Below are 12,306 nucleotides of genomic sequence, written 5' to 3'. Positions count from 1 at the left end.
CCGTGGAAGTGCCGCCGCCGGGATCAGTTCCGCGGGGACCGCCCCGGGTCAGCGCTTCGCAGCGGGAAGTCCGAGGCCGACGGCGGCGATGATGTCGCGCTGCACCTCGTTGGTACCGCCGCCGAAGGTGAGGATCAGCGCGGAGCGGTGCATCCGTTCGATCCGCCCGGCCAGCGCGGCGCCCTTCGAACCCGAGCGCACGTAGGCGGCGGTGCCGAGCACCTCCATGAGCAGCCGGTAGGCCTCGGTGGCGAACTCGGTGCCGAAGACCTTCGTGGCCGACGCCGCGGCGGGCGTGGGGTGCTTCTCGGCGGTGGTGGCGATCTTCCAGTTCATCAGCTTCAGGAACTCCGCGCCCGCGTGCACCCGCGCGAGGTGCTGTTGCACCCACTCCTGGTCGATGACCCGCCGCCCGTCGGACAACCGGGTTCGCGCCGCCCAGTCGCGCACCTCCGTCAGCGCCAGCTGCAGCGGCGCGGCGGAGGTCAGCGCGACCCGCTCGTGGTTGAGCTGGTTGGTCACCAGCGGCCACCCCTCGTTCTCAGTGCCCACCAGCGACGAGGTCGGCACCCGCACGTCGGAGTAGTAGGTCGCGCTGGTCGTCGGGCCGGACACGGTGTGGACCGGGGTCCAGGAGAAGCCCTCCGCCGAGGTGGGCACGATGATCACGCTCAGCCCGCGGTGCTTCTTCGCCTCGGGGTCGGTGCGGCAGGCCAGCCAGACGTAGTCGGCGTACTGGATCAGGCTGGTCCACATCTTCTGGCCGTTGATCACGTACTCGTCGCCGTCGCGGACCGCGGTGGTGCGCAACGAAGCCAGGTCGGTGCCCGCTTCCGGTTCGGAGTAGCCGATGGCGAAGTGGATCTCGCCCGCGGCGATCTTGGGCAGGAAGGAGGACTTCTGCTCGGCCGTGCCGAAGCGCATGATCGTGGGTGCGATGCTGTTGAGCGTCAGGAACGGCACCGGAGCGCCCGCGATGGCGGCCTCGTCGGTGAAGATCAGCTGCTCGAGCATGCTGCGGTTCTGGCCGCCGTACTCCTCGGGCCAGCCCAGCGCGAGCCAGCCGTCGGCCCCCATCTGCCGCACGAGCTGTTGGTAAGCGCCGCCGTCGCCGTAGTCGCCGTGCGAGAGCTCCTCGCGGAGTTCGGGCGTCATGAGGTCGGCGAAGTAGGCGCGCAGCTCCTCCCGGAGCTTCTCGTGCTCGGACGTGTAGGCGATGCGCATGCATCCTCCCGGGGTGGGCCGCGCTTGGGTGGAACACGTTTCTAAAATCATAGACCGGCGTTCGCGATCAGGTCGAGACCGAGCGGTCATCGCGTCATCAACGATGTGCAACGTGTTCTAGAGTGACCGCGACTTCGCGTCCGAACGGAGCAGTCACCGGGAGCGGCTCCGGCTCGTTGAGCGATCAGGGCTGCCGGATGGGCGGCGGTCCGGTCCGACGATGACCGGAAGGTCCCCTTTGCTAGAACGCGTTTTACCTACTCGTGTGCGCGCAGGCGGGCGGGTGTGCAGCAGTGGGAAGGCTTCTTGACAAGCCTCTTGATCCCGAGCGAGAACACATTCTAGTGTGTGGTGGCTTACACGCTCCCCGCGGTGCTGCGGGGGTGCCCTGGTGAGGAGCGAGCCGGTGAAGGCAGCGGTGCTGAAGCAGATCGGTGACCCTGAACTCGACGTGCGTTCGGACGTGTCCACCGCCGAGGTGGGCCCCGACGAGGTGCGCGTGCGGGTTCGGGCCTCCGGCATCTGCCACAGCGACCTGTCCGCCATGGACGGCGGACTGCCCGCGCTGGCTCCCGGGATCCTGGGCCACGAGGGCGCCGGCGACGTCGTCGCGGTGGGGGAGAAGGTCGACCACCTGCAGGTCGGTGACCGGGTCGTGATCTCCTTCGTGCCGCCGTGCAACCGCTGCCGCGTGTGCCTGGGCGGCCAGCCGCACCTGTGCGAGGTGCACACCGCCAACGCCTTCGTCTCGCCCCGCTTCGAGGTCGGCGGCGAGTCCGCCTTCGGCTTCGCCGGGTGCGGCACCTTCGCCGAAGAGCTGGTGGTCCCCGCCGACGCCGCGGTGGTGGTGGACGAGGACGTGCCGCACGAGCTCGCCGCGCTGATCGGGTGCGGGGTGCTCACGGGCGTCGGTGCGGTGCTCAACACCGCGAAGGTTGAACCCGGCGCCACCGTGGTCGTCATCGGCTGCGGCGGGGTGGGCATCTCGGTCATCCAGGGCGCGCGCATCGCCGGTGCCTCGCGCATCGTCGCGGTCGACCCCGTGACCGCCAAGCACGAAGCGGCGCTGCGGTTCGGCGCCACCCACGCCACCACGCCCGAAGGCCTGGCCGAAGTCCGCCAGGACGTCACCGGCGGACGCGGTTTCGACTACGCCTTCGAGGTCGTCGGACTGGCCACGACCATCCGAGCCGCCTACGACGCGGCCCGCCGCGGCGGCACCGCGGTGATCGTCGGCGCGGGCGGCGAGGACCAGAAGGTCGAGTTCTCCGCCCAAGAGCTGTTCATCAACGAACGCACCATCGTCCCCTCCTTCTACGGTTCGGCCGACCCACGCCGGGACACCGGCCGGATGGTCGAGCTGTGGCGGGCGGGACTGCTGGACCTGGAAGGCATGATCAGCCGGCGGTTGCCGCTGGCCGACATCAACGACGGACTGGCGGCACTGCGCCGCGGCGATGACGCCGTGGTCCGCCAGGTCGTCACTTTCGACCCGAGGTGAGGCGCACGTGTCGAGTGTGGACGGAAAGGTAGCGATCGTCACCGGAGCCGGTGCCGGACTGGGGCGCGCCGAGGCGCTCTCGCTGGCGCGCGCCGGGGCGAACGTGGTGGTCAACGACGTCACCGAGGCGGCGCACGACGTGGTGGCCGAGATCGAGGAGATCGGCACCAAGGCGGTCGCGGTCGTCGGCGACGTCTCGGACTCCGACGTCTCCGCGCAGATGATGGCCGCTGCCACCGAACGCCTCGGCGGGCTGCACGTCGTGGTCAACAACGCCGGTCTGCTGCGCGACCGGATGCTGTTCAAGATGAGCGACCAGGAGTGGGACGACGTGCTGCGGGTGCACCTGCGCGGCCACTTCCTGCTCTCCCGCAACGCCACCGCGCACTGGCGCCAGGAGTACAAGGACACCGGCGCCACCAGCGGCAGCATCATCAACACCGCCTCGGAGGCCTTCCTGCTGGGATCGGCGGGACAGCCCAACTACGCCGCGGCCAAGGGCGGCATCGCGGCTCTGACCGTCTCCACCGCCCGCGCGATGTCGCGGATGGGCGTGCGGGCCAACGCGATCTGCCCGCGGGCGCGCACCGCGATGACCGCGCAGACCTTCGGCGAGGCACCCGGCGAGGGCGTCGACCCGATGTCGGTCGAGCACGTGGCTCCGCTGGTGACCTACCTCGCCGGGCCGTCCGCGGAGAACATCAGCGGACAGGTCTTCGTCGTGCACAGCGGTGTCGTCGCGTTGCTGGCGCCGCCGACGGTCGAGCAGAAGTTCGCCGCACCGGGCGACCTCTGGACGCAGGAGGACCTGGAGCAGGGCCTGGGGTCCTACTTCGCCGACCGCGACCCGGAGAAGTCCTTCGCCGCCAACGACGTCCTCGCGATTCCGTAGAGCAGCGGCCATCCCGCCGGGCTCACAGGCGGCAGGCACTTTTTCCGTCAACGAGGCCGGGAGGAAGCATGGGTATCGAGGAGCGGCGGTCATGAGCGCGCCGGTCGCCGGAGTCTCGACGGCCCTCGGCCACGTGGGCAAGATCGCCACGCTGGCCTGGGAAGTCGTGCGGTACGCGCCGCGCAAGCCCTTCGCGGTGCGCGAGTGGGTCCAGCAGGCCTGGTTCTTCGCCAGCGTCACGATCCTGCCGACCGCGATGGTGGCCATCCCGTTCGGCGCGGTGATCGCCATGCAGCTGGGGTCGCTGACCCAGCAGATCGGGGCGCAGTCGTTCACCGGCGCGGCCAGCGCGCTCGCGATCCTGCAGCAGGCGAGTCCGCTGATCACCGCGTTGCTGGTGGCCGGTGCCGGCGGTTCGGCGGTGTGCGCCGACATCGGGGCACGCACCATCCGCGAGGAGATCGACGCGATGGAGGTGCTGGGCATCTCGCCCATCCACCGGCTGATCGTGCCCAGGGTGCTCGGCGCGGTGCTGGTCTCGCTGCTGCTCAACGGCCTGGTCAGCGTGGTCGGCGTGCTCGGCGGCTACTTCTTCAACGTGATCCTGCAGGGCGGCACGCCCGGTGCTTACCTCGCGAGCTTCAACGCGCTGGCCTCGCTGCCCGACATCTGGGTCAGCGAGATCAAGGCCGCCATCTACGGCTTCGTCGCCGGCGTGGTGGCCGCCTACCGCGGTCTGAACCCCTCCGGCGGGCCGAAGGGCGTCGGCGACGCGGTCAACCAGGCGGTGGTCATCACCTTCCTCCTGCTGTTCATGATCAACCTCCTGGTGACCGGCATCTACCTGCAACTCGTGCCGCCGAAGGGGCTGTGAGATGGCAGTGTTGGACACGGCGTCCCCGCCGACACCCACCCCGATGCAGCGCCGCATCGCCAAGGTCGCCGCCAGGCCCGGTGACGTGCTGGCCAACCTCGGCTGGCAGCTGTCGTTCTACGGCCGCGCGCTCGCGCTGGTGCCGGTCACGCTGGCCAAGTACCCCAAGGAAACGCTGCGGCTGCTCACCGAGGTCGTCTTCGGCAGCGGAGCGTTGGCCATCATCGGCGGCACGCTCGGCGTCATGATCGGCATGACCATGGCCACCGGCGCCGTCGTCGGCCTGCAGGGCTACTCCTCGCTGAACCAGCTCGGCACCGCGGCGCTGACCGGCTTCATCGCCGCCTACTTCGACACCCGCGAAGTCGCGCCGCTGGCAGCCGGTCTCGCGCTGTCGGCCACCGTCGGCTGCGGTTTCACCGCGCAGCTGGGCGCGATGCGCATCTCCGACGAGATCGACGCGCTGGAAGTGATGGGGGTGCGCAGCGTTCCGTACCTGGTGACCAGCCGAGTGCTGGCCGGGGTCGCCGCCGTCATCCCGCTGTACGTGGTGGGGCTGCTGGGTTCCTACCTGGCCTCCCGGCAGATCACGGTGTGGGTCTACGGCCAGTCGCCGGGGACCTACGACCACTACTTCCACCTGTTCTTGCCCCCGGAGGACGTGCTGTGGTCCTTCGGCAAGGTGATGGTCTTCAGCATCGCGGTGATCCTGACCCACTGCTACTACGGCTACACCGCCAGCGGCGGTCCGGCAGGGGTCGGCGTCGCCGTCGGCCGCGCGGTGCGCACCTCGATCGTGCTGGTCACCGTGCTCGACTTCTTCTGCAGCCTGGCGATCTGGGGATCGACCACGACGGTTCGGATAGCCGGATGATCGAAGAGCGCAGCAGACGCCGCTACCAGGCGATGGGGATCGCGTTCCTGGTCGTCGCCGGGCTGTTCCTGGCGGGCACGATCGGGATGTACAACAAGGCCTTCACCCGCTTCGTCGCGGTGACCGTGCGCGCCGACACCGCGGGCAACCAGATGATGCCGGGCGCGGACGTCAAGGTGCGCGGCGTGGTGGTCGGGGAGGTCCGCGCCATCGACGCCGGCACCGGGCGCGCGGACCTGCGGCTCGCGCTGCACCCGGACAAGGCGGAGATGATCCCGGCCAACGCCTCCGCCCGCCTGCTGCCGAAGACCCTCTTCGGCGAGCGCTACGTGTCGCTGGACATCCCCGAGCGAGCCGCGGCGACGACCTTGCAGGCAGGGGACGTGATCCCGCAGGACCGCAGCGCCTCGGCCATGGAGGTCGAGAAGGTCCTCGACGACCTCATGCCGGTGCTGCAGGCGGTGCAGCCGCAGCAGGTCGCGACCACCCTCAACGCCGTCTCGCAGGCGCTGGAGGGCCGGGGTGACCAGCTCGGGCAGACGCTGGTCCAGCTGGACACGTACCTCCAGGACTTCAACCCGTCGCTGCCGAAGCTGGAGTCGGTGATCGGGCGCATCGACGACGTGGCCGAGAACTACGCCGACGCGGCTCCCGACCTCCTGCAGGCGGTCAACGACCTGACCACCACCAGCCGGACCATCGTCGAGCAGCGCGACCAGCTCCGGACGATGATCAGCACCACGACCAGCGCCAGCACCGAGGTGGACCAGTTCCTGGCGGCCAACAGCAACAACTTCATCCGCCTCGCGGGAACGTCGCGGGAGACGCTGGAGCTGCTGGCGAAGTACTCGCCGGAGTACTCCTGCGTGCTCCGGCAGTTCCACGCCGGGATCGAGAACGGGGACAAGACCTTCGGCAAGGGCACCGACACCCCGACCATGGCGCGGATGACGCTGGAGTTCACCGGCAGCCGCGGCAAGTACCTGCCCGGCCGGGACGACCACCAGAACCTGGAGCAGCGCGGTCCCCGCTGCTACCCGTTCGTCGAGCCTCCCGACACCTTCCCGCAGTACCCGCCTGACGGCCCGCTGGAAGACGGTTCGGTCAAGCCCGAGCCGCCGATGACCCGGGACCAGTTCATGTTCCCGTGGAAGAACACACCGTCCGCACCGGCGTCGACGACGACGCAGTCCGCGAGCGCGTCGGTGGCCAACTCCCGGCCCGAGCGCGACCTTCTCGCGGCCCTGATGGCCCCGCAGCTGGAGACCGACCCGAAGGCCGTGCCGGACTGGTCCAGCCTGCTGGTCGGCCCGCTGTTCCGGGGCGCGGAGGTGACCCTGCGTTGAGATCGATCACTTCGCCGCTGATCAAGCTGATCACCTTCGTCGTGGTGACGTTGACCCTGACCGGCGTCCTGGTGTCCACCATCGCCGCCAACTCCTCCGGTGACGCCGAGGAGTACGTCGCGCGCTTCGCCGACGCCTCCGGGCTCGGCGAGGGCGACGACGTGCGCATCGCCGGGGTCAAAGTCGGCCGGGTCACCGAGCTCGAGGTCGTCGACGGCAAGCACGCCCTGGTGCGGTTCGACGTCGAGTCCGGCCGCAAGCTGCCGCGGGACGCCGACGCCACCGTGAAGTTCCGCAACATCGCCGGGCAGCGCTACCTCTCGCTGGACGCGCCGCTGCGCGACCCGGAGGACGTGCTGCAGCCGGGATCGGAGATCCCGCTCGAGCGCACACACCCGGCGCTGAACCTCACGGCGCTGTTCAACGGGTTCAAGCCGCTGTTCCAGGCGCTCAACCCGGAGGACGTCAACAAGCTCTCGCACGAGCTCGTGCAGGTGCTGCAGGGCGAGGCCGGCACCGTCGAAAGCCTGCTGCAGCACACGGCTTCGCTCACCGGCACGCTGGCGAAGAAGGACGAGGTCATCGGACAGGTCATCGACAACCTCAACGCCGTGCTGGGCACGGTCAACCAGCGCGGCCCGCAGCTCGAGCAGCTCATCGACGCGCTGCAGCGCTTGACCACCGGGCTGTCCGAGCAGCGCAAGCCGGTGGGAGAGGCGATCAGCGCGCTGGACGAGCTCACCGGTGCCACCGGCAGCCTGGTCGAGCAGGCGAGACCGCCGCTGCAGCAGGACATCCGCGCGCTGCGCGACGTCACCGGGCACCTGAACAGGGACCTCCCGCTGCTGGACCACACCCTGCGCACGATGCCCGGCCGGCTGGACCGGCTGACCCGCACCGTCAGCTACGGCGGCTGGTTCAACTACTACTCCTGCCAGGTCACCGGGAACATCCGCATCGACCAGCTCAAGATCAACGTGCCGATCATCCCCATCCCCACGACCCAACTGCCGGAGCGCTGCCGATGAAACCACTGCGGGAACGCAATCCCGTCGCCATCGGTGTCACGACGATCTCGCTGATGGTGGTGGGCATCCTGCTGGCCTTCTACGCCAAGGACCTGCCCCTGGTCGGCTCCGGCCGCTCGTACTCCGCCTACTTCAGCGAGTCCGCGGGGCTGGAGCCGGGCAACGAGGTGCAGATCGCCGGGGTCAAGGTCGGTCAGGTCGACGACGTGGAGCTGGACGGGAACCGCGTGCTCGTCTCGTTCACAGTGGAGGGTCAGGAGGTCGGCGACCGGACTCGCGCCGACATCCAGATCAAGACGCTGCTCGGCGAGAAGTTCGTCGGTCTGCAGCCGGCGGGTGATGAGGAGCTGTCCGAGGCGATCCCGTTGCGCAACACGAGCTCTCCGTTCGACATCCCCGACGCGATCACCGAGCTGACCAACACCACCGCCCAGCTCGACAGCGACCAGCTCGCCGAGAGCTTCCGCGTCATGGCGGACACGCTGCGCGGAACGCCGCAGCACATGGACCAGGCGGTCAACGGGCTCTCCCAGCTCTCGCAGACCATCGCCTCCCGCGACCAGCAGCTCGCCGACCTCCTGCACAACGCCAGTGACGTCTCCGGCATCGTCGCCGACCGCGACCAGCAGGTGACGCGGCTGGTCCGCGACGGCAACACGCTGCTGTCGGAGGTGCAGGCTCGCAAGCAGGCGATCAGCGGACTGCTGGCGGGGACCCAGAACCTCTCGGTGGAGCTGCGCGGCATGGTCGCCGACAACCAGGAGCAGATCGGTCCCGCCTTGCAGCAGCTCGACCAGCTCACGGCGATGCTCAAGCGCAACCAGGACAACCTCGGCAAGGCCGTGGGCGCGCTCCAGCCGTACGTGCGCGGGTTCAACAACACCATCGGCAACGGCCGGTGGTTCGAGGGCTACTTCTGCGGCCTGCTGCCGCCGCCGATCCACGCCGGCCCGGTCGAGACCAACAGCCCCGAGTGCGAGATCCCGGTTCCCGGCGGAGGTGCGCGATGAGCAAGCTGGGCAAGGCGATCGCCGCACTGTGCGTGCTGGTCCTGGTCACCGCCGGGGTGGTGTGGTGGACGCTGGCGTCCGCCGGCACCACGATCACCGCCTACTTCGACAAGGCCGTCGGGCTCTACGCCGGCTCCAGCGTGCGCGTGCTGGGCGTCAAGGTCGGGCAGATCGAGGAGGTGCGTCCCGAGGGCGAGGTGGTGCGCGTCCGGATGCAGGTCGACGACGGCGTGCGCGTCCCCGCCAACGCCAACGCGGTGGTCGTCGCGCCGAGCCTGGTCAGCGACCGGTACGTGCAACTCACGCCCGCCTACACCTCCGGGGAGGTGATGGCCTCGGGCGCGGTGCTGGACCGCAAGCGCACCGCCACCCCGGCCGAGCTCGACGAGCTCTACAAGAGCGTCAACGCGCTGTCCACGGCACTGGGCCCGGAGGGCGCCAACCGCGACGGTGCGCTCAACGAGGTCCTCACGTCCTCGGGCGCGGCCCTGGAGGGCAACGGCCAGGACCTCAACACCACGATCAAGCGGCTCGGGGAGCTGTCGGCGACCCTGTCGGAGAACCAAGGCGACATGTTCGCGACCGTGCAGAACCTCAACCAGTTCACCGGCACGCTCGCCCAGAGCGATGCGCAGATCCGCGAGCTGTACGGCCGGATGGCCGACACCACGGGCTACCTCGCCTCGGAACGGGAGCAGCTGGGCGCCTCGCTGCACTCGCTGGCCCTCGCCCTCGAGGACGTCCAGCGGTTCGTGCACGACAACCGCGACCACCTGTCGTCGAACGTGCAGAACCTCACGGGTGTCACGCAGGCGCTGGTCGACCAGCGCAACGCCCTCGCCGAGGTGCTCGACCTGCTGCCGCTGGCGACCTCGAACTTCATCAACGCCTACGACTCGGCGTCGGGCGGGATGGCCTCCCGCTGGAACCCGCAGGAACTGGCCGAACCACCGATCTTGATGGTGTGCAGGCTGATCACCAGCGTCACGCCGATCCCGGAACCCGTTCCGCAGCACGTGCGCGACACCTGCCAGAAGCTCAACCCGATCATCCAGGGCACCGTCCCGCTGCCGTCGGTCGCCGAGATCCTCGGCAAGGTGCAGGGCGGTGGCGGGGACGTCACCAAGAACCTCGAGGAGGGGCCGAACCCGGTGCCGCTGCCGCTGGTCGACGCGATGAGACGAGGGGCGGGGACACCATGACCACCAAGCGCTGCGCCTTCTTGGCGGGTTCCCTGTCGGTGCTGCTGCTCTCCGGCTGCGGCACCGCGGGTTTCACCGGTCTGTACAACACCCCGCTACCGGGCGGCGCCGAACTCGGCGAGGATCCGTACCTGGTGACCGTGCACTTCCGCGACGTGCTCGACCTGGTCCCGCAGGCCAGCGTGAAGGTCAACGACGTGGCGGTCGGGCGCATCGACCGCATCCAGCTGGCTGCGGACAACACCACCGCGGTCGTGACGATGCGGGTCAACAGCGACGTGCGGTTGCCGGCCAACGCCCTGGCCAACCTGCGGCAGTCGAGCCTGCTGGGGGAGAAGTTCGTCGAACTGGCCCCGCCGCCGGAGAACGCCGGAGGCAGGCTGCAGGACGGCGCGGTCATCCCGGTGGAGCGGACCAACCGCAACCCGCAGATCGAGGAGGTTCTCGGCGCGGTGTCGCTGCTGCTCAACGGCGGTGGCATCGAACAGCTGCAGACCATCGTGCAGGAGCTGAACAAGGCCTTCACCGGCAACGAGGAGGAGATCCGCTCGCTGCTGGGCAACATCGAGGAGGTGGTCGCCCGCCTCGACGGCCAGCGCGGTGAGATCACCAAGGCGCTCGACGGGCTCAACCGGCTCTCGGGCAACCTGCGCGCCCAGACCGGCCACATCGACACCGCGCTGGACGGGCTCGCCCCGGGGCTGCGCGAGCTGGAGGCGCAGCGGGGCCAGCTGGTCGGCATGTTGCAGTCGCTGGACGAGCTGTCAGGCACTGCGACGAAGACCGTCAACGCCAGCCGTGAGGACCTGGTGGCCGACCTGCACGCGGTCGCCCCCACCCTGCAGGAGATCGCCAAGGCCGGCGAGATCCTCCCGCAGACGCTGGCGTTCCTGTCGACCTACCCGTTCCCGGAGCAGGCGATGATCCCGCTCAAGGGCGACTTCGTGAACACCAGCGTCAACGTCTCGCTGGACCTCTCGGAGCTGTACGAGAACTTCGCGCGTTCGTCGGGCCCGCCGATCCCGCTGCCCGGGATCTCCGACTCCGGTCAGTCGGGCATGAACCTGCCGCTCCCGCCGGGCTCGCCGCCGTTGCCGCCGTTGCCGATCCCCGGACCACAGCCCGATGGCGGTCTGCTGCCGGGATCTTCCGGAGGGGGTTCCTGATGGTCGCGCGCAAGGTGAAGGTGCAGCTGGCGCTGTTCCTCGTGATCGCCGTGGTCGGCGTGGGGTTCGTCGGTGGTCAGTACGCCGGTCTGGACCGCTACTTCGGTGGCAACGGCTACCCGGTGACCGTGCGGCTGCCCGAGTCCGGCGGGTTGTTCGTCAACTCGGAGGTCAGCTACCGCGGCGTCGCGGTCGGCCGGGTCAGCGAGCTCCGGCTGACCCACGACGGCATCGCCGCCGAGCTGCACATCAACGACGACGCACCCGAGATCCCGGCCGACGCGCGCGCCGTGGTCGCCAACCGCTCGGCGGTGGGTGAGCAGTACGTCGACTTGCAGCCGCAGCGCCGCGGCGGGCCCTACCTCGAAACGGGGTCGGTGATCCCGGTCGAGCGGACCGTGATCCCGCCCGCACCGGAGTCCCTGCTGGTCAACGTGGACAGGCTGGTTGCCGGCGTGCCGACCGACCAGCTGCGGACGGTGGTCGACGAGGTCGGCACCGCGTTCGACGGGACCGGACCTCACCTGCAGAAGATGCTCGACGCCACCAGCTCGTTCACCACCGAAGCGCAGCAGAACCTGCCGGAGACCACGCAGCTGCTGGACAACAGCGATCTCGTCCTCAAGACCCAGCAGGAGCAGGCGCAGAACCTCACCGAGTTCAGCACCGGCCTGCGGCAGATCTCCGGGCAGCTCAAGCAGTCCGACCCGGACCTGCGCAAGGCCATCGCCGCGGCGCCGGGCGCGGCCACCGAGCTGCAGGAGCTCACGCGTTCGATGCGCACCGACTTCGGCCTCGTGGCCGCCAACCTGCTCACGACGATGCAGCTGACCAGCGTGCGGGCACCGGCGCTGGAGCAGACGCTGGTCGCGCTGCCGATGGTCAGCGCGTTCACCCACACGTTGTCGCCGGACGGCACCGGCCACCTCGGACTGGTGCTCAACGTGTTCAACCCGCCGGCCTGCACGGCCGGGTACGAGGGCACGCCCCGCAAGCCGGGCGCCGACACCTCCGAAGGCCCCACGAACTACGACATCGGCTGCACCGAGCCCAAGGGCAGCCAGACGGGGGTCCGCGGTTCGCAGAACGCCGTGCGCTACCCGGTCCCGGCACCCGTCTCCCCGCCCGCGCCCTGAGCGAGGTGGACGCGCCACCGCCCGGTTCGCATACTTGAGGTGTTCCGCCTCAA

The 12,306-nt window shown here is 69.6% G+C and carries 11 protein-coding genes; 10 read left to right on the top strand and 1 reads right to left on the bottom strand.

The window, feature by feature from the left end; translation table 11 throughout:
• Positions 1-48: 48 nt before the first annotated feature.
• Positions 49-1,224 (bottom strand): acyl-CoA dehydrogenase family protein, encoded by a 1,176-nt coding sequence (locus EIL87_RS09475; protein ID WP_125089841.1) that lies wholly within the window; start codon positions 1,222-1,224, stop codon positions 49-51.
• Between the two features lie 406 nt (positions 1,225-1,630).
• On the opposite strand from EIL87_RS09475, the gene EIL87_RS09470 reads away from it, so the two are divergent.
• The 10 genes from EIL87_RS09470 (at position 1,631) to EIL87_RS09425 (ending at position 12,253) form a co-directional block, all read left to right on the top strand.
• Positions 1,631-2,725 carry a zinc-binding dehydrogenase gene (locus tag EIL87_RS09470; RefSeq protein WP_125089840.1) on the top strand — a complete coding sequence of 365 codons (1,095 nt, stop codon included), beginning with the start codon at positions 1,631-1,633 and terminating at the stop codon, positions 2,723-2,725.
• Positions 2,682-3,617 carry a 3-oxoacyl-ACP reductase gene (locus EIL87_RS09465; protein ID WP_125089839.1) on the top strand — a complete coding sequence of 312 codons (936 nt, stop codon included), beginning with the start codon at positions 2,682-2,684 and terminating at the stop codon, positions 3,615-3,617. The genes EIL87_RS09470 and EIL87_RS09465 overlap by 44 nt, the downstream gene beginning before the upstream one ends.
• 91 nt (positions 3,618-3,708) lie before the next feature.
• On the top strand, positions 3,709-4,491 hold the full coding sequence (locus EIL87_RS09460) for an MlaE family ABC transporter permease (protein WP_125089838.1): 783 nt from the start codon (positions 3,709-3,711) through the stop codon (positions 4,489-4,491).
• 43 nt (positions 4,492-4,534) lie between these two features.
• Positions 4,535-5,365, top strand: coding sequence for an MlaE family ABC transporter permease (locus EIL87_RS09455; RefSeq protein ID WP_125090008.1), 831 nt, complete (start codon positions 4,535-4,537; stop codon positions 5,363-5,365).
• A complete protein-coding gene (locus tag EIL87_RS09450) occupies positions 5,362-6,711 on the top strand; it encodes an MCE family protein (RefSeq protein ID WP_125089837.1) in 1,350 nt (449 codons plus the stop codon). Before EIL87_RS09455 ends, EIL87_RS09450 begins: the two co-directional genes overlap by 4 nt.
• Positions 6,708-7,739: an MCE family protein gene (locus EIL87_RS09445; RefSeq protein ID WP_233576133.1), complete on the top strand. Its 1,032-nt coding sequence runs from the start codon at positions 6,708-6,710 to the stop codon at positions 7,737-7,739. Before EIL87_RS09450 ends, EIL87_RS09445 begins: the two co-directional genes overlap by 4 nt.
• Positions 7,736-8,749, top strand: coding sequence for an MCE family protein (locus EIL87_RS09440; RefSeq protein ID WP_125089836.1), 1,014 nt, complete (start codon positions 7,736-7,738; stop codon positions 8,747-8,749). Before EIL87_RS09445 ends, EIL87_RS09440 begins: the two co-directional genes overlap by 4 nt.
• Positions 8,746-9,951 (top strand): MCE family protein, encoded by a 1,206-nt coding sequence (locus tag EIL87_RS09435; protein ID WP_125089835.1) that lies wholly within the window; start codon positions 8,746-8,748, stop codon positions 9,949-9,951. Before EIL87_RS09440 ends, EIL87_RS09435 begins: the two co-directional genes overlap by 4 nt.
• The gene (locus EIL87_RS09430) at positions 9,948-11,117 is read left to right on the top strand and encodes an MCE family protein (RefSeq protein ID WP_125089834.1); all 1,170 of its coding nucleotides are present in this window, start codon (positions 9,948-9,950) and stop codon (positions 11,115-11,117) included. Before EIL87_RS09435 ends, EIL87_RS09430 begins: the two co-directional genes overlap by 4 nt.
• Complete coding sequence (locus EIL87_RS09425) at positions 11,117-12,253, top strand: MCE family protein (protein WP_125089833.1); 1,137 nt, start codon at positions 11,117-11,119, stop codon at positions 12,251-12,253. The genes EIL87_RS09430 and EIL87_RS09425 overlap by 1 nt, the downstream gene beginning before the upstream one ends.
• Positions 12,254-12,306: the final 53 nt, after the last annotated feature.

It is taken from the genome of Saccharopolyspora rhizosphaerae, assembly GCF_003931915.1.
Lineage (GTDB): Bacteria > Actinomycetota > Actinomycetes > Mycobacteriales > Pseudonocardiaceae > Saccharopolyspora > Saccharopolyspora rhizosphaerae.
This window is presented reverse-complemented; position numbering and strand designations above follow the sequence as displayed.